Consider the following 17,638-nt stretch of genomic DNA (forward strand, 5'->3'; position numbering starts at 1 on the left):
TTCGTGGGCTCCTTCGGGGATAGGGCGATGCGGCGGTTACCGCAACAGCTCGGGGTGATGGTCGGCCAGCCCGGCGATCAGCTCGCCGAACAGGCTGTTGGCCCAGGCGAACCAGGGCCGCGTGAATTTCGCGGGATCGTCCTGATCGAAGGCTTCGTGCATGAAGCCGGTGCCGGCATGGGTGGTCTTGAGCCAGTGCAGGCACTGGCGGATCTCGCCCGCATCGTCGCTGGTGAGCGCGCGCACCATCAGCGACATCGGCCAGATCATGCGCAGGCCCTCGTGCGGCCCGCCGATGCCTTCCGCCGCCTTGCCGCGGAAGAAGTACGGATTGCGTTCGCCCCATGCGCGGGCGCGGGTGCGCCGGTAGCGGGCGTCGTCGCGGGCGCAGAAGCCGAGGTAGGGCAGCGACAGCAGGCTGGGCACGTTGGCATCGTCCATGAACAACTGGTTGCCGTAGCCGTCCACCTCGTAGGCCCAGAAATCCTGGCCGGCCTCGGTCATGACGGCATAGTTTTCCAGGGCGGCCTGCACCTCGGCGGCCAGTGCTTCGCAATCGGCGGCGAACGCGGCATCGCCGTGCAACGCGCGCGACATCCCGGCCAGTTGCCGCAACGACACCACGGCATAGGCATTGGCCGGCACGAACAGCGGATAGATGCAGGCGTCGTCCGAAGGCCGGAACATCGAGCAGATCAGGCCCACCGGCAACGCCGGGTTGCCGTAGCCATCCAGCGGCACGGTATCGGTGGGCACCGCCGATCCGCGCTGGAAGTGGTACGGTCCCTTGCCGTCCTTGCGCTGCTGCGTGCGGAACGTCGCCAGCACCGCGTGCATCGCGGCGCGCCAGTCGTCGTCGAACGGTACGCGGTCGCCGGTGGCTTTCCAGTAGCCGTGCGCGATGCGTATCGTCCAGCACAGCGAGTCGATCTCCCACTTGCGCTCGGCCACACCGGGCTTCATGTCGGTGAGGTCGTGCTGCGCCCAGCTCAAGGTCGTCTTGCCGCGCGGATCGGGCAGGAAGGCGTTGGCATAGGGGTCGATCGTGATGCACGCCGCGTGGCGATGGATCAGGCCGCGATACAGCCGGCGCAGGGCTGCGTCCTTCGCGGCCAGCGGCAGGTAGGGCCACACCTGCGCGGAGGAATCGCGCAGCCACATCGCGTCGATGTCGCCGGTGACGATGAAGGTGTCCGGCTTGCCGCGCAGCGTGCCGGTCTGCACGGTGGTATCCAGCGTGTTCGGGTAGCAGTTGCCGAACAGCCACGCCAGTTCCGGATCGCCGATGCGTGCCTGGATGCGCGCGATCTCGGCCTCTACCGCGGGGCTGGTGAACTTGCGCCTGCCGGGCGGCGGACGGTGGCTGGGGCGCGCCTGCGCCGTGGCCGCCGTGGCGAAGCCGGGCAAGGCCAGCGCCGCGGCGCCGCCGCCGATCAGCTTGAGCAGGTCGCGCCGGGAGAGCGTGTCCATGGTCATGGCGCCAGCACCTCTTTGCCGTTGATGGTGAATGTGGATGCGACACCCGCGGCGTCGCCGGGCTGGCCGCCGCCAATGAACACGCGATAGCGGCCAGGCTCGACGGTACGGACGCCCGCCGCATCCACGCTGCTCACGTCGCGCGCTGAGAGTATGAAGTCCACGCGCCGGCTTTCGCCCGGCGCGAGATGCACGCGCCGGAAACCCGCCAGCGCATGCCGCGGCGCCTGCGGCGACGGTGGCGTGTCCAGGTACACCTGCACCACTTCATCGCCCGCACGCGAGCCGGCATTGCGCAGCTCGGCGCTCACCTGCAGCGTGTCGCCCGCCTTCAGTGTGCTCGCCGACAAGGCCGGCGCGGCGTAGGCAAAACGCGTGTAGCTCAGACCGTAACCGAACGGATACAGCGGCGTGCCGCGGAAATAGCGATAGGTACGCCCCTGCATCGCGTAGCTGGCGAATGGCGGCAGATCCCGCACCGAGCGGTAGAACGTCACCGGCAGGCGGCCGCCGGGATTGGTGTCGCCGGCCAGTGCCTGCGCAATCGCGGTACCGCCGGCCTGCCCGGGATACCACGCGGCGAGGATGGCGGCGGCGTGCTGTTTCGCCCAGTCCAGCGCCACCGCGCCTCCGGACATCAGCACCACGACCAGCGGCTTGCCGGATGCCGCGGCATGTTCCAGCAGCTTGCGTTGCGGTGCCGGCAGGTCCAGCGAGGTGCGGTCGCCGCCCGCGAAACCGGGCACCTCGATCTGCAGCGCCTCGCCTTCGACATCAGGCGACAGGCCCACGAAGGCCACCACGGCATCGGCCTTGCGCAGCGCGCGATCGACCTCGGCGAGCTGTGCCGCGGGTGGCGCCAGCCACTGCAGGCGCACGCCCTGGTCCCGACTCGCGTGCACCAGTTCCAGGCGTACGGCATGCGGTCGTCCGTCGGCGAAATGCAGGTGCGCCTCGAGCCGGCTGTTGTCGCTGCCGCCGTCGGCGATCACCGGCTTGCCGTCGACGAACAGGCGCACGGGATCGTGGCCGGTGCAATCGAAGCAACGGTCCACGTGCACGGCCAGCACGTAGTCGCCCGGCCCCGGGGGCACCAGCTCGCCACGCCAGCGCACCGCGTAATGGGCGGCGTCGAGGCCGGCGACCGGAGCCACGCGATCCCAGTCGAAGTCGATCACGCGATCGGTGCGCATGGCGCTCGGCGCACCGTGGAAGCCGGGGTTCGTGTAGTACTCGCCGACAAGGCCCGCGGCGCCGTCCGCCGTGCGCAACGCGGTCTCCGGCACCGGGACCGGCACGCCGGCCGCCACCGGTGCGCCCTGTGCGTAGCTCACGCGGTCGGCACCGAAGCGTGCGCGCAATCCTTCAAGCGGCGTGACCGGCGCGCGCGCAGTGCCGTGATAGTTCGCTTCCAGCGTTTCCAGCGTGTCGGCGTCGGGGCCGATCACTGCAAGGCGCAGACCGCTGCGCAGCGGCAGCGTGTCGTGCGCGTTCTTCAACAGCACCAGCGACTCCCTCGCGGCCTGCAGCGCCAGCTTGCGATGCGCCCCGCTGTCGATGTCGCTTGCGCCGAGGTGGGCATACGTGTCGTCGCCACCGAGTTCGCCAAGGCGATAGCGTGCGGCGAACAGGCAGACGAGCGACGCGTCCAGCACGGATCCGGCCAGGTCGCCCTGCCGCACGGCCTTGGCCACGCTGGCGTAGGTGTGGCCGCAGTCGAGATCGGTGCCGGCGCGCAACGCCGCAGCCGCGGCCTGCTCGTCGTCGGGCTTGTAGTGGTGGAACGCGGCGATGTCGCCCACCGCGTCGCAGTCGGACACCACGTAGCCCTTGAAACCCCAGTCCTTGCGCAGGCGCGTGTCCAGCAGCGCCGCGTTGGCGCACATCGGCACGCCGTCCAGAGCGTTGTAGGAGCACATCACCGAACCCGCGCCGCCTACGGTGACGGCCGCGCGGAAGGCCGGCAGGTAGGTGTCTTCCAGGTCGTGCGGCGGTACCACGGCATCGAAGCTGTCGCGGCCAGGCTCCGGCCCGCTGTGCGCCACGAAGTGCTTGGGCGTGGCGATGGCACGCGGATGCTGCGGATCATCGCCCTGGATGCCGCGCACGAAGGCCACCGCGAGGCTGCCGGTGAGGAAGGGATCCTCGCCGTAGGTTTCCTGGCCGCGGCCCCAGCGCGGATCGCGGTCGATGTTGATGTTGGGCGACCAGATGGTCAGGCCCTGGTAACGCCCGTGCGCATGGCCTGCGCCAACCGTGTTGAAGCTGGCGCGCGCCTCGACCGACACTGTGGTCCCCACCGCCTGCAGCAAGGATGCATCCCAGCTCGCGGCCAGGCCGATGGCCTGCGGGAACACGGTGGCGTAACCGTTGCGCGCGTAGCCGTGCAGGCCTTCGTTCCACCATTCGTATGCCGGTACGCCGAGGCGCGGAATCGCCGGCGCGTCGTTCTGCAACTGCGACACCTTCTCCGCCAGCGTCATCTTCGCCACCAGCGCCGACGCACGCGCTTCGGCACCTTGCGTCTGTGCCGAAGCGCCCGTCGCCGCCAGCAACAACGCGAAGAGCGCAGTGCTGGCGATGCATTTCGTCACGGCGTGGTTACCGTGGCGCCGTACAGGCTGCGCACGGTCAGCGCGTGCTGCAGCGCGGCTGCGCCAGCGGCGCTGTCGACATGCAGCGTCACCGACTCGCCGGGCAACAGGTCGAAGGCGTTGTCGGACAGGCGTGCGTCGGCATCCGCATCGCCGAAGTCCACCCAGACCTCGCGCGCGAGATGCCGCGCGCTCACCGTGAGGCTGCGGCCATCGGCGGAAAGCGTCGCCTTCAGGCCGGGATCGGGCAGCGCCAGGTTCTTCGCATCATCGAACCAGACCAGGTGGCGTGAAAGCGGCCTGCCGTGATCGAGCAGCTCGAACACCGCTACCGCGTGGCGCGGGTCGCCGCCGTGCAGCAGCTGCGCGTCCGTGTAGTCGCCGGTCGGCGTGCTGGCCAGTGCCGCGACGTGCGCAGGCTGCGTGTGCTCCCACAGCGGCTTGCCGTCCATGTCCAGCACGCGCACGCGGAGTTCGGCATCGAACGGCGCGGTGCGGTCGGAGACCAGCGACACCTGCGTCTTGCCGTCCTTGCGGATCGCCACCACGCGCAGCGGCGCGTAGAAACGCTTCGCGTGGTACTGCAGCGCCTTCCAGCGGCCGTAGTAGTCGACGCTGGACCAAGTGGCGCCAGGCCACACGTCGTCGAGCTGCCAGTACAGCGAACCCATGCTCCGCGGCCGCGAGGCGCGCAGGTGTTCGGCGGCGAGCTGGATGCCCTCGGCCTGCATCACCTGGCTGAGGTAGACCAACGCGGCGAAGTCCTTGGGCTTGCCGTACTCGCGCTCCACGTACATCAGCAGGCGCTGGTTGCCCTTGCCCTTGTCGAACTTCTGGTGCGCGCGCAGCACGGGCGAATCGATGGAGAGGTCGGACGGATCGAGCACGCTGCGCAGCGTCGCCATCGACGGGAACGACTGCAGGCCGTATTCGGACTGGAAGCGTGGCGTGACGTCGAGGTAGGCCGTCGGCGGCAACGCCTTGCCCGACCACACGTTCCAGTAGTGGTAGTCGCCGTTGTCCAGCACGTTGGCCTGCTCGTCGTAGTCGCTGCTGGGCGTGCTCGGCCAGTACGGCACCTCGGGCGACTGCGTGGCCACCACGTCGCGCAACGTGTGGTCGAACAGTTCGCGCATGCCCTGCACGATGCGCCGCACTTCGGCCTTGGGCTGCGTGGCTTCGAGATGCGCGCCGCCGCCCCAGGTCTCCCACGCGGTTTCCACCTCGTTGTTGCCGGCCCACAGCACGATGGAGGGATGGTCGCGCAGGCGGTCCACCTGCTCGACCGCCTCGACGCGCGTGTTGTCGCGGAAGGCCTGGTCGTAGGGCGGGATCGCGCCACCGAACATGAAGTCCTGCCACACCATCAGGCCCAGCCTGTCGGCCTCGGCGTAGAACGCGTCCTCGAGGTAATAGCCGCCGCCCCAGACGCGCAGCATGTTCATGTTGGCGTCGCGCGCGGACTGCAACATCGCATCGATGCGTGCTGTCGTGACGCGGTTCGGGAAGCTGTCCATCGGGATGACGTTCGCGCCCTTGGCGAAGATCGGCACACCGTTCACCACGAAGGCGAAGCTCTTGCCCCACTGGTCCTTCTTGCGCAGCAGCTCCACGCTGCGCAGGCCGGTATGGCGCTCCGCGCTGGCCGCGAGGTCACCATGCAGCATGACGTCGACATGGAAGTCGTACAGGTTCGGCGCGCCGTAGCCGACCGGCCACCAGCGCTGCGGATGGGCGATCTCGAACGGCAGGGACAGCTGGTTGTCGCCGGCCTTGAGCGCCACCTCGCGCACCAGCGATTGCGTGCTGCCGTCCGGCGCGCGCCAGCGCAGCGTCACCTGCGCCTTGCCTGCCGCATCGGCGGCGATGCGCAACTGCGCCTGCAGCTGCGCGACATCCGCATCGACCTTCGGCTGCGCGATGTGGAAATCGGCCAGCCGCAACGCGCTCCAGCTTTCCAGCCGCACGTCCTTCCAGATGCCCTCGGTGACGATGCGCGGGCCCCAGTCCCAGCCGTACTGGTAGGCGGCCTTGCGCACGTAGTTCGCCGTCTGCTTGCCCTCGGGCTCGTCGCCGAAGGCCGAGTCGAACTCGCCCGGCAACGCATACGGCTGCTTCAGCAGCCAGGGTTGCAGCTGCGCGATCGGCGAATGCAGGGTGACTTCCAGCGTGTTCGCGCCCGCGTGCAGCCACGCCTTCGCCGGCACCCGCCAGCGGCGGAACATGTTGTCGGCGGCCAGCAGCTTGTGGCCGTTGAGCGAGACGTCGGCGAAGGTATCCAGCCCGTCGAACACCAGGTCCACGTGCCTGCGCGCCAGCGTGGCGGCATCCACCTTGAACTGCGTGCGGTACTGCCAGTCGGCCAGGCCCACCCACTGGATCTTCGCCTCGTTGTCGCGCCAGTACGGATCGGGCACCAGCTTCGCGGCCAGCAGGTCGGTCTGTACCGTGCCGGGCACCGTCGCGGGCAGCCATTGCGCGGCGCCCGGATGATCGGCGGCATGCTTGTCGCCGGGCGCGAGGCGGAACTGCCAGCCGCCATCGAGCGATTGCACGTTCAGCGTACCGGCGCGGCTCCAGCCCGGCAGCAGCAGGGCGAACACGCAAAGGATCGCCGGCAGCCAGCCCCCCCGACGCGGCATCGACGCCGCACTTATCATGCTCACGCCGCACCACCAGAGCGCGTCGCGCGCGAATCCAGTCGATACCCCACCCCACGGTTCGTCATCGCCCTACCCCTCGCTTCAGTCAGTCGCTGGCGGCAGCCGTGCCGCACCGCGGCAGAACCCTTTGGTCATCACGCGGCAGCCACCCCGCACGCTCCACGGGCCAATCGGGACCAGTGCGCGCAGCCATGGATTTAGATCGATCCATTCGGACGCTATCACCCGCGCTGCCGCGATGCATGCCGCATTGCAAAAATATCGGAGGCACATGGATCATGGGCCGGTCGGCCAAGAGCTTCAACCGATCCAAATCCAGCCCGCTGCCCTGTCCGTGACGAGTAGCGCTTGATCTCCTGCTGGTCGACGCCCTGGTCCACGGCGATCAGTGAGGCCGACTGCGATACATCCCTTCAATACTGGAAATGGGTGTCTTCGGGCCAAGGATCAGGCGCAACGCCTCCTCCAGCACCGGATCCCGGCCGTCGCGGATGGCCGCAATGGTGGGCTCGACGACGACATCCGGAACGATGCCGACACGCTGGGTGGGTCGCTGGTCGGGATAGAACACGCCAATGCCACTGATTACCGTGAACAGGTTGCCGGGCAACGGAATCCGCGACGCATTGCCATCGGCCCCTGCCGTCGTGCTGCCCACGACCAGAGCCCCGGGTGCGGCACGAAATGCCATGGCGGTGTACTCGGCGCTGCTCTGCGTTACCTCGTCCACCAGGATCACGACTTTGCCGTGGTAGTGGGGCGCCTTGGGTTCGAGTATCAGTGGTGGTGTCCAGTGGAACGCACCGGGGTTGGACAAGTCGCCCACCGTGAATCGCGCAAACGGCGTGGGCCGGTCGACCAGCAACGAGCCCAGCGCGAAAACCATGAACTCCGACGGATAGTTTCTCGCATCGATGACCAGTCCCCTGGTACCCGCTGCCTGCCTGATGTCGTCGGCCACCCGACTCGCGCTTGCCGACGACAATTTCAGATAGGCGACCTCGGGCGACAGCAATCGGAACCCGGGGCCGGGCAGATCGTGAAACGCAATGGCGAGATAGTCCCCCGGCAAAAGTACACGCGAAGCTTTGAGCTGCAACTCTTGGCCGCCCCCGCGAACCATCAGGTGGATCTCGTTGCATGACCCGCGAGTCATGTATGTCGCCATGTCGCGCAAACGTGCAGCCTCGTTGGAATCCGCGTAGTAAGGCGACCACTCCTTGACCAGGGCGGATATGGGCCGGTCGTCCAGCCTGGTGATGACGTCGCCGATCTTCAGTACCGCCATGGCCGACCACATGTCCTCGATGCCCGTCACCACCGCCTGGTGTTGCACGAAGCGAAGACGCACGGGCAGATGGCAATGGCCGACAGGCGGCCGCACGTTGAGGGAACTCCACAGGTTGGCGTGGGTGTCGTGGACTTCGGCAATGAGCGCCATCAACTGGAGCTGGTATCCGGTACGGTCCTTGGCCAACGCAAGCTTCGGGATGAACGTCGCCAGCACCTTGTCCCAGTCTTCGCCGATCACGTTCCGGTCGGGGTACCAGTACTCGATGATGTTCCAGTAGCGGAACAGCGCAAGTAGCTGAAAGCCGGAATCGGGAAAGTGGACGTCGCCGTATGACGGTTCGTGCTGGAAGGCCGGGTTACCCACTGCCGGCGCCAGAGCAACGTAGAACTGCGTGCCGGGCCGCCGCTGGTCGCGAATCCACAGCAGTTTTCGACTGAGTGCCTTGCCAAGGAGCCGCGTGTCGGCGATCCAGCCCAGGTCGGGGCCAAACTGAAGGTCGTGCTTGTCCACGGTGGCGCATGCCTGGCAGCGCGCCACCGGACCCAGCCCGTCGATCCATTTGACGATAACGGCATTGGCGCTGGCACGGTCGCCCGCCGCCAGGATCCCGGGCAACACCCGGAACAGCTCGTAGTCCCACTGCCGCTGGCCTGACGTGATCGCAGGGTCGTAGTACTTCAGGAAGCCCCAGACCTTTCCCAGCGTCACCAGGTTTTCCGTCTGCGTCCCATCGAGCTTGTGGATCGCGATTCCCGAGCCTGCGTCGAACTGGTGATCCGCATCGAGGGCGGTCTCGGGCGGATGGCGTCCGGATGCCTTCGCATCTCCCCCGCGCATGGCCTGAAGAATGCCATGGCCGTCGTCGAGCGACAGCACCCTGGACGGTTGCCGGGATTGCGACAGTTGCGCCGTGGCAACCGTTGGCAGCGCCACCATGGCGGCAATCACTGCGCACCTGAAAAATGAGCCCGATCGGCTTCCCACCCCGTGCAGGGCAACCTTGGCCGTCATCGAATCTCCCTTTACATGGACCCAAAGTCGATCGCCGAGAGACGTCCGCGTCAGGCGAGGATCATAGCCGCTGGCTGGACACGCGCGAGGCAGGATGATTCATCCCGGACGCCTGTTCGATGCCACGGCCCAGCGCTCCACACAAGGCGCACCAGCCGGGCAAGGCGTCCGCTTTCGGCCATGGGCACGGGTTCCGGCCCGCGGGCTGACGCCGGTCAGGATGCCGGCGCACTGATCTCGCCCGACTGGTCCGGATGGTCAACTTCATCGATGTGCGCGTGACGGACCGTGAGCGCGGTCCGTTTCAGTAGTCCAGATGCAGGCCCAGCAGGTGCAGGCTGCCGATGAACCACAGCGTGGCGAGGCAGGCCAGGAGCAGGGCCACGCTGTTGAGCTTGCGCCACCAGCCGCCGGGGGCGTGCCATGCGTGCCACGCGTTCATCGCCGCTGCCGCGATACCCGCCACCGCCAGCAGGCCTGCCAGCTGGATCAGTCGCAAGGCAGCGTCGAAGCCGCTGCCCAGGCTGGCGATGTCCGCCTGCAGCCGCAGCAGCACCCAGAGCCAGCCGGCGTAGAACAGCAGTTGGGCGATCGCCGCGACCCGGCTCAACCGGTACCAGAGCCTCGACCGCCCCGCCAGCGCGAACGGCTTGCCGCAAGCGCGTCGCACCAGCGCGGCGACCGGCCACAGCAGCGCCACCAGCGCGAACACCAGCACGATCAGGCCCAGCAGCGGCAGGTTCCACGCCGCCGAATGCCAGCCCGACACCGGCAGGAACACCAGCACCGGCGACACGGCGTCGATCGACAGCCAGCGCACCTGGCCATGCTCCAGCTTGGCGCCGAGCCGTTCGCGGCCGTCCACGTCGCGCCACAAGAACGGCGCCACCTCGCGCCAGTGCCGCGGCGCCCCTGCGAGATTGCGGAAGTCCGGCGTCACCAGGTCGCCGTTGCGGTCCTGCTCGATGCGCACCTGCGAGAACAGGCCCGCCATGGCCATGAAGTTCGACACGGAAGCGCGGCTGCTGGCGTAGCGCCCCGCCAGCAGGGCGCCATCCTTGCGCGCGCTCGCCAGCGCGGGCTGCGGCACTTCCGGCGGCGCGGGGAAATAGCGGTCGGTGAAGCCGTCCAGCAGTTGCCCGCGCAGGCCGCCGTCGTCGCGACCGTCGATGGCGACGAACACGCCCACGCCCTGCTGCGGGTACAAGGCCAGCTCGCTGTGGAACCACTGGGTGTCGCCGGCGTGGCCGATGATGACCTGCCCGTTGCGGTCCATGTGGTACCAGCCCAGCGCCATCGCGCGCAGACCAGGCACCGCGGCGCGGCTGTAATCCTGCATCTGCCGCACCGTCGCGGGCGCGAGGATCTGCGCACCGCCATAGCTGCCGCCCTGCAGCTGGGCGAGCATGAAGCGCGCCATCGCCTCGCCGCTGGCCGACAGCGCGCCGGCCGCCGCCGCGTTCACCAGCTCGAAGCTCCTGGGCGGCGCGCCGGCACGCGCGTATCCCAGTGCCATGTGCGACGCCAGGGCTTTCGGCAGCGGCTGGCGGAAGCTCGCGTACTGCATGCCCAGCGGCGCCAGGATGTGCTGCTCCACGTAGTCGTCGAACGGCTGGCCGGACACGCGTTGCACGATGTAGCCCGCCAGCGCCGCGCCATAGTTCGAATACGCGGGCAGCTTGTCCGGCGCGTACACGCGCTCGGGCACCCACTCTTTCACCCACGCCGCATTGCCGAGGAAGTGCCGGGCGTCGGAGGCAAACAGGTTCCTGATCGTCTCCTCGAAGCCGGCCGTGTGCGTCATCAGCTCGCGCAGCGTCACCGGCTTGCCGTCGCGCGGCGGTATCCTGAAATCGAGGTAGGTGTTCACGTCCGCATCGAGATCGAGCTTGCCCTGCTCCACCAGCTGCATCACCGCGGTCCAGGTGAACAGCTTGGAGATCGAGCCCATCCGGAACAGCGTGGTGGCCGGATCCACCGGCTTGCCCGCCGCCACGTCGGCATGTCCGTAGCCCTTGGCGAGCAGCACCTGGCCATCCTTCACGATCACCACCACCGCGGCGGCGAGGTCGTTCTTCTTCAGCGCATACGGCATCAGGCCGTCCAGCCACGCTTCCGCGTCCTGCGCGTCCAGCTCGCGCGCGCCCAGCGGCACGGGCTTGGGCGGTGCATGTTCCGGCAGCGGGCGGATCTCGATCTGCGCCATCGCCGCCGTCGCCAGCATCGACAGCAGGGCACACAGGAACAGGCGTAGCGGGCGGCTCATGGAGGTATCCGTGGCAAGGGTGGATTCGCGCCGCGCCATCAAAGCATGCCGTTCGTGAAATCCACCCAACGGCACACGGCCGCGTGCCGGAACCACGACCTCGCTCGCAGCTTGCGTGTCCCGCCGGTTACCTATTCGATCGAATGAATACGTATGTGTCCTCTGGTTGCTGCAGTGCGATGCTGCCTAACCTTGCGGGAGTCGCCTCTCGCAGGATCATGTCCTTGACCTCCCCCACCCGACCATCGCGGCCAGGCCCGCGCCCGACCGGCAGCGCGACCGCCCGGCCCGAACTGTCGTTCCGGCAGATCTGGAACATGTGCTTCGGCTTCCTCGGCATCCAGTTCGGCTTCGCGCTGCAGACCGCCGACGTGAGCCGCATCTTCCAGACGCTGGGCGCCTCGCTGGAACAGATCCCGGTGCTGTGGGTGGCCGCGCCGCTGACCGGGCTGATCGTGCAGCCGATCATCGGCCACTGTTCCGACCGCACCTGGACGCGGCTAGGCCGGCGCCGCCCCTATTTCCTGGCCGGCGCACTGCTGGCCACGCTGGCGCTGCTGTGGATGCCGAACGCTGGCGCGCTGTGGATCGCGGCGATCCTGCTGTGGCTGATGGACGCCACCTTCAACGTGGCGATGGAGCCGTTCCGCGCCTTCGTCGCCGATCAGCTGCCGGTGCGCCAGCGACCGCTGGGGTATCTGATGCAGAGCTTCTTCATCGGCACGGGCGCGGTGATCGCCTCGATGCTGCCATGGATCCTGGCGCACCTCGGCGTCAGCAACGTGGCGCCGGACGGCGGCATTCCGGACACGGTGAAGTACTCGTTCTATGCCGGAGGCATGGCGATGCTCGGCGCGGTGCTCTGGACCGTGGCGAGCACGCGCGAGTATCCGCCGGAGCAGTTGCGGGCGTTCGATCCCACGCCAGGCGACGATGCGCTGCCCGACCTGCGCGGCATCTGGCGCAACGGCAGCGGGTGGCTGCTGGCCGGCGTCGCCGTGGCGTTGCTGATCGCGTATTTCGGCCTGCGCCAGGAAATGTACCTCCTCGCCGGCGGCCTGGCCGTCTACGGCCTGCTGCTGATCGGTTACGGGGCGGCCCTGAAGCTGCGCCCGATCCTGGCGCAGAAGCGCGGCTTGCTCGGCCACGTGCTGGGCGACCTGCACGCGATGCCTGCCGCGATGCGCCAGCTCGCCTGGGTGCAATTGTTCTCGTGGTTCGCGATGTTCTCGATGTGGATCTACACCACGGCGACGGTGGCCCAGGTGCAGTACGGCGCCACCGACGCGCACTCGGCGTTGTACAACGAGGCGGCGAACTGGGTCGGCGTGCTGTCCGGCGTCTACAACGGCTGCGCGGCCCTGGCGGCGCTGGTGATCCCGCTGATGGTGCGCCGCTGGGGCCTGCGCGCCAGCCACCTGGTGAACCTGTGGCTGGGCGGCGCGGGGCTGGCGGCGTTCCTGTTCATCCGCGACCCGTACTGGCTGCTGCTGCCGATGGTGGGCGTGGGCTTTGCCTGGGCGTCGATCCTGTCGCTGCCCTACACGATGCTCTCGGACAACCTGCCCGCGGCGAAGATGGGCGTGTACATGGGCATCTTCAATTTCTTCATCGTCATCCCGCAGCTGGTCGCCGCCAGCGTGCTGGGCGAACTGCTGAAACGCTGCTTCCACGGCCAGCCGGCGTGGGCCCTGGCGACGGGCGGCGCCAGCCTGTTCGTGGCCGGACTGTGCACCCTGCGCGTGCGGCTGACGGAGCAGCCGTAGGAGCGCACCCTGTGCGCGAAGGCTTTGGTGTTCGATCGGAGCAAAAGCCTTCGCGCACAGGGTGCGCTCCTACGCCGTGTCTGTGTGGGCACGGCGATGCTTCGCCAAGGTCACGAATCCGACAGTTTCGCGGCTTCATTGAGCATGCCCTGCCGATGCGCAGCCGTCGCCGGCTTCCTAGGATGGCCCCCATCCCTGCAGAAGCATGCCCATGGCCATCGACCTCGACCGCCCCTACCCGCTCACCTCCCGGCAGATCGCCGACTACCGCCGCGACGGCTTCATCAAGCTCAAGCAGGTGTTCAACGCCGACGAACTCGCCCACTATGGTGCGGAGATCACCCGCCTCACCATCGCGCTGAACACGCAGACCCTGCCGCTGGAACAGCGCAGCACCTACGACCGCGCCTTCCTGCAGGTGATGAACCTGTGGGAGGAGAGCGGCACGGCGCGCGAGTTCGTGTTCGGCCGCCGCCTCGCCGGCATCGCCGCCGCGCTGATGGAGGTGGACGGCGTGCGGCTCTACCACGACCAGTCGCTGTACAAGGAGCCGGGCGGCGGCATCACGCCCGCGCACGCCGACCAGTACTACTGGCCGGTGGCGAGCGACCGCACCATCACCGCGTGGGTGCCGCTGCAGGCGGTGCCGCAGGACATGGGCCCGCTGGCCTTCTTCAGCGGCAGCCAGCACGTGGAATTCGGCCGCGACCTGGAGATCTCCGACGCGAGCGAGCGCGCGATCACCGCGAACATGCACGCGCGCGGCTTCCGCGTGCTGGACGAACCGTTCGATCTCGGCGAAGTGAGCTTCCATTCCGGCTGGACCTTCCACCGCGCCGGCCCCAACCGCTCCACGCGGCCGCGTGCGGTGATGACGGTGATCTACATGGATCGCGACATGCGCCTGAAGGCACCGGACAACCACATGCAGCGGGCCGACTGGGAGCGCTGGTGCCCCGGCGCGGCGATCGACGCGGTGATCGACACGCCGAAGAATCCCGTGTTGTTCGAGAGCAGGCTGTTCGAGCCCTCGGCATGAGCAATGGCGTCGTCCGCGGCAGCGCGATCATCGCCGACGGCGAAGGCCGTTTCGTCGTCGACACCGTCGAGGTCGACCCACCCGGGCCGGGCGAGGTGCGCGTGGCGATCGCCGCGGCCGGCGTCTGCCATACCGACCATGCTTCGCTGCGCTGGCCGGGTCCACTGGTGATGGGCCACGAAGGCGCCGGTCATGTCGAAGCCGTCGGCGCAGGCGTGGAAGGCCTGGAGATCGGCCAGCCGGTGCTGCTGAACTGGGCGATCCCCTGCGGCCACTGCTGGCAGTGCGAACACGGCGCCGCGCCGCTGTGCGAGCGCACCCACGAACTCGACGTCCCGCGCCTCGGCAACAGCCGCCCCCATGCCGGCGCCACGCGCTGGCTCGGACAATCCATCGAGCGCGCCTTCCACCTCGGCACCTTTGCGCACCACACGCTGGTACGCGTCGAAGCGGTGACGCCGCTGCCGCCGGGCCTTCCGCTCGATGCGGCCTGCATCCTCGGCTGCGCGGTGATGACCGGGGTGGGCTCGGCGGTGAACGTGGCCGCCGTGGCGCCCGGCGACACCGTGGCGGTGCTCGGCTGCGGCGGCGTGGGCCTGAACGTGATCCAGGGTGCGCGCATCGCCGGCGCGCGCAGCATCATCGCGATCGACCGCGTGCCGACGCGACTGGAACGCGCGTGCGCGCTGGGTGCCACCCACGCGCTGGCACCACACGGTAACGACGGCGACCACGCACAGCTCGTCGCCGAAGTGCGCGCGCTCACCGATGGCCGCGGCGTCGATCACGCCTTCGAGGCCACCGGCGCGCCCGCGCTGGCCTTCCTGCCGCTGCGACTCGCCCGCAACGGCGGCAACGCGCTGCAGGTGAGCGGCGCGCACGGCCCCGCCTCGCTGGAACTCACCGACCTGTTCTGGAACAAGCGCTACCTCGCGCCGTTGTATGGCGGCTGCGTGCCGTCGCGCGACTTCCCGCGCCTGTTCGAATGGATCGCCGACGGCAAGCTGGAGCTTGCCGCGCTGGTCAGCCACCGCTACCCGATGGAGGCGCTGGATCGCGCCTTCGACGACATGCTGGCCGGACGCAGCAGCAAGGGCGTGCTGCGCATCGCATGAACGACGAAACCTTCCGCACCATCGAGGTCTCCGATCCCGCCATCGCGGCGGACGGGCTCACCTTCGTCACCGTGAAAAGCCGTGCGCTGCGCCGGCGCGCCGACGTCACCCTCTACGTGCCGCCCGTGGCGCAAGGCGTGGCGGACCTGCCGATCGTGGTGCTGCTGCACGGCGTGTACGGCTCGCACTGGGCCTGGGCGCTGAAGGGCCGCGCGCACCTCACCACCGCGCGCCTGATCGCGCAAGGCGCGCTGCCGCCGGTGGCGCTGGTGATGCCGTCGGACGGGCTGTGGGGCGACGGCTCCGGCTACGTGGTGCACGCCGACCACGATGTCGAGCGCTGGATCGTCGACGAGATGCCGGCACTGGCGCAGGACATCGTCGCGGGCTGCAGCGCACGCTCGCCACTGCTGTTGGCCGGCCTCAGCATGGGTGGCTTCGGCGCACTGCGGCTGGCCGGCAAATACCCGGAACGCATCGCGGCGGCGGCGGCGCTGTCGGCGGTGACCGACGCCACGCAGTTCGACGCGCTGATCGAGGAAACCCGCGCCGACTGGGGCGAGGCGCCGGACGACCGCAACGTGTTGGCCGCGTTGGCCGCCGCCAGCGATCCGCGGCCGGCGCTGCGCATCGACTGCGGCCTCGACGACCCTTACCTGGAAGGCAACCGCGAACTGCACCACGAACTGCAGCGCGCCGGCATCGCACACCACTATGCCGAAGGCCCCGGCGGCCACGACTGGAACTACTGGTCGGCCACGCTGGAACACACGCTGCGCTTCTTCGGCGAAGTGCTGCACGCAACGGAGAACGACGCATGAAACCCGCACGACCGCTGCTCGCCGCTTTCGCCCTGCTGCTCGCCCTGGCCACCCTATTCGCACAAGCCGCCACGCCACCACCCGCGCAGCCGGCCAGCCAGGTGTTCTACCAGATCTTCTTCCGCGGCTTCCGCGACTCCAATGGCGACCGCATCGGCGACCTCAAGGGACTGACCTCGAAGCTGGATTACATCCGGCGGCTCGGCGCCACCACCATCCTGCTCACCCCGCTGCAGCCCTCGCCGTACTACCACAACTACTTCGCCACCGCGTTCAAGGCCGTCGATCCCGCCTACGGCACGCTGGACGACTACTTCGCCTTCGTCCGCGCCGCGCATGCGCAGGGCCTCAAGGTCTATCTCGACGAGGAATTCCAGTACGTCGCCGAAGGCAACCCGTGGTGGCGCGATTCGATCTGCAAGCCGCACGCGAAGTACGCCGGTTACCTGCTGTGGAAGGACAAGCAGCACTGCGTGGCCGAGCCCTTCCTCGGCAAGGCGAAGTGGCTGGGCTACGACGGTAAGTCCTATGGCATCGCCATGGTGAATCTCGAAAACCCGGCGGTGAAGGCGTACTTCCAGAACCTGCTGCTGTACTGGGCCGACCCGCACGGCGACGGCAGCGGCCGCGACGGCGTCGACGGCTTCCGCATCGACCACATGATGGACGACCTCGACCACAAGGGCCTGGACAAGAACCTGTTCGCCGGCTTCTGGACGCCGATCTTCCGGGCACTGAAGACACGCCGCCCCGGATTGCGCATCCTCGCTGAGCAGGCCGACTGGGGCTACGGCGAGAAGTGGCTGACCGCGGGCCACGTCGACATGGTGTTCGCCTTCCCCCTGCGCGGCGCACTGGTGTCGCTGGACAAGCAGACCATCGTCAGGAACATCCGCGCCACCGACGCCGCCACGCCGGCGGGCAAGATCCAGGTGCTCTTCCTGGAAAACCACGACGTCGACCGCTACATGTCGGAGGTCCACGACGACCCCGCGAAGGCGCGCGCCGGCGCCGCGATCGAGCTGATGCTCAAGGGCGATCCGCTGATCTACTACGGCCAGGAACTCGGCATGCGCGGCATGCAGCCGAAGAACATCGGCAAGTCCGGCGGCATCCCGCTCACCGACGCCGTGGGTATCCCCGTGCGCGAGGCGTTCCGCTGGCAGGCGGACCTCGATGCCGCGGGCTCGGCGATCTGGTACCGCGGCGACCAGTGGTTCTGGAAGGACCGCTACAACCGCTCGCACGACGGCGTTTCGCTGCAGGAAGAAGAAGCCCGGCCCGACTCGCTCTACCACTGGTACCGCAAGCTGCTGGCGCTGCGCCATGCGCGACCGGAAATCGAAGGCGGCAGCCAGCGCATCCTCTGCGACGACGACAGCGCGGTGCTGTGCATCCTGCGCGAACAGGGCGACCGGCGCACGCTGCTGCTGGTCAACCTCGGCAGGACCGACGCGAAACCCCGGCTCGACCCGAAACTCGTTTCAGGCGCTGCCTGGGCCGACCTGCTCGACAACGATGCGCCCACCGTACCCGATGCCGTACTGCACCCGATGCAGGTGCGCATCGTGGGCACGCTCCCGCCACACTGAG

At 68.5% G+C, this 17,638-nt stretch carries 10 protein-coding genes; 5 read left to right on the top strand and 5 right to left on the bottom strand.

The genetic code is table 11. The features are described 5' to 3' along the window. Window positions 1-36: 36 nt before the first annotated feature. From ABQJ54_RS13225 to ABQJ54_RS13245, 5 genes are all read right to left on the bottom strand, one after another. Complete coding sequence (locus ABQJ54_RS13225) at window positions 37-1,476, bottom strand: glycoside hydrolase family 125 protein (protein WP_437343355.1); 1,440 nt, start codon at window positions 1,474-1,476, stop codon at window positions 37-39. Continuing rightward, complete coding sequence (locus tag ABQJ54_RS13230; protein WP_367854779.1) at window positions 1,473-4,070, bottom strand: glycoside hydrolase family 3 protein; 2,598 nt, start codon at window positions 4,068-4,070, stop codon at window positions 1,473-1,475. Before ABQJ54_RS13230 ends, ABQJ54_RS13225 begins: the two co-directional genes overlap by 4 nt. Next, entirely contained in the window at window positions 4,067-6,730 is a 2,664-nt protein-coding gene (locus tag ABQJ54_RS13235; RefSeq protein WP_437343361.1) for a beta-mannosidase, read from the bottom strand. The genes ABQJ54_RS13230 and ABQJ54_RS13235 overlap by 4 nt, the downstream gene beginning before the upstream one ends. 388 nt (window positions 6,731-7,118) lie before the next feature. Then, window positions 7,119-9,038 carry a S41 family peptidase gene (locus ABQJ54_RS13240; RefSeq protein WP_367854780.1) on the bottom strand — a complete coding sequence of 640 codons (1,920 nt, stop codon included), beginning with the start codon at window positions 9,036-9,038 and terminating at the stop codon, window positions 7,119-7,121. Between the two features lie 304 nt (window positions 9,039-9,342). Beyond that, on the bottom strand, window positions 9,343-11,304 hold the full coding sequence (locus ABQJ54_RS13245) for a serine hydrolase domain-containing protein (RefSeq protein WP_367854781.1): 1,962 nt from the start codon (window positions 11,302-11,304) through the stop codon (window positions 9,343-9,345). Window positions 11,305-11,621: 317 nt separating this feature from the next. Between ABQJ54_RS13245 and ABQJ54_RS13250 the strand changes: the two genes are divergently transcribed. From ABQJ54_RS13250 to ABQJ54_RS13270, 5 genes are all read left to right on the top strand, one after another. Next, window positions 11,622-13,070 (top strand): MFS transporter, encoded by a 1,449-nt coding sequence (locus ABQJ54_RS13250; RefSeq protein WP_367854909.1) that lies wholly within the window; start codon window positions 11,622-11,624, stop codon window positions 13,068-13,070. Between the two features lie 211 nt (window positions 13,071-13,281). Further along, window positions 13,282-14,109 carry a phytanoyl-CoA dioxygenase family protein gene (locus tag ABQJ54_RS13255; protein WP_367854782.1) on the top strand — a complete coding sequence of 276 codons (828 nt, stop codon included), beginning with the start codon at window positions 13,282-13,284 and terminating at the stop codon, window positions 14,107-14,109. Next, window positions 14,106-15,224 carry a zinc-binding dehydrogenase gene (locus ABQJ54_RS13260; RefSeq protein WP_367854783.1) on the top strand — a complete coding sequence of 373 codons (1,119 nt, stop codon included), beginning with the start codon at window positions 14,106-14,108 and terminating at the stop codon, window positions 15,222-15,224. Before ABQJ54_RS13255 ends, ABQJ54_RS13260 begins: the two co-directional genes overlap by 4 nt. Next, window positions 15,221-16,045, top strand: coding sequence for an alpha/beta hydrolase (locus tag ABQJ54_RS13265; protein WP_367854784.1), 825 nt, complete (start codon window positions 15,221-15,223; stop codon window positions 16,043-16,045). Before ABQJ54_RS13260 ends, ABQJ54_RS13265 begins: the two co-directional genes overlap by 4 nt. Then, window positions 16,042-17,637: an alpha-amylase family glycosyl hydrolase gene (locus ABQJ54_RS13270; protein ID WP_367854785.1), complete on the top strand. Its 1,596-nt coding sequence runs from the start codon at window positions 16,042-16,044 to the stop codon at window positions 17,635-17,637. The genes ABQJ54_RS13265 and ABQJ54_RS13270 overlap by 4 nt, the downstream gene beginning before the upstream one ends. Window position 17,638 lies beyond the last annotated feature (1 nt).

Origin of the sequence: Rhodanobacter lycopersici (assembly GCF_040812335.1) — a bacterium.
Lineage (GTDB): Bacteria > Pseudomonadota > Gammaproteobacteria > Xanthomonadales > Rhodanobacteraceae > Rhodanobacter_A > Rhodanobacter_A lycopersici.

Coding starts and splice junctions, on each gene's coding strand:
- ABQJ54_RS13270 (WP_367854785.1), top strand. CDS start 16,042: ATGAAACCCGCACGACCGCTGCTCGCCGCTTTCGCCCTGCTGCTCGCC.
- ABQJ54_RS13255 (WP_367854782.1), top strand. CDS start 13,282: ATGGCCATCGACCTCGACCGCCCCTACCCGCTCACCTCCCGGCAGATC.
- ABQJ54_RS13265 (WP_367854784.1), top strand. CDS start 15,221: ATGAACGACGAAACCTTCCGCACCATCGAGGTCTCCGATCCCGCCATC.
- ABQJ54_RS13235 (WP_437343361.1), bottom strand. CDS start 6,730: ATGATAAGTGCGGCGTCGATGCCGCGTCGGGGGGGCTGGCTGCCGGCG.
- ABQJ54_RS13250 (WP_367854909.1), top strand. CDS start 11,622: ATGTGCTTCGGCTTCCTCGGCATCCAGTTCGGCTTCGCGCTGCAGACC.
- ABQJ54_RS13240 (WP_367854780.1), bottom strand. CDS start 9,038: ATGACGGCCAAGGTTGCCCTGCACGGGGTGGGAAGCCGATCGGGCTCA.
- ABQJ54_RS13245 (WP_367854781.1), bottom strand. CDS start 11,304: ATGAGCCGCCCGCTACGCCTGTTCCTGTGTGCCCTGCTGTCGATGCTG.
- ABQJ54_RS13225 (WP_437343355.1), bottom strand. CDS start 1,476: ATGACCATGGACACGCTCTCCCGGCGCGACCTGCTCAAGCTGATCGGC.
- ABQJ54_RS13260 (WP_367854783.1), top strand. CDS start 14,106: ATGAGCAATGGCGTCGTCCGCGGCAGCGCGATCATCGCCGACGGCGAA.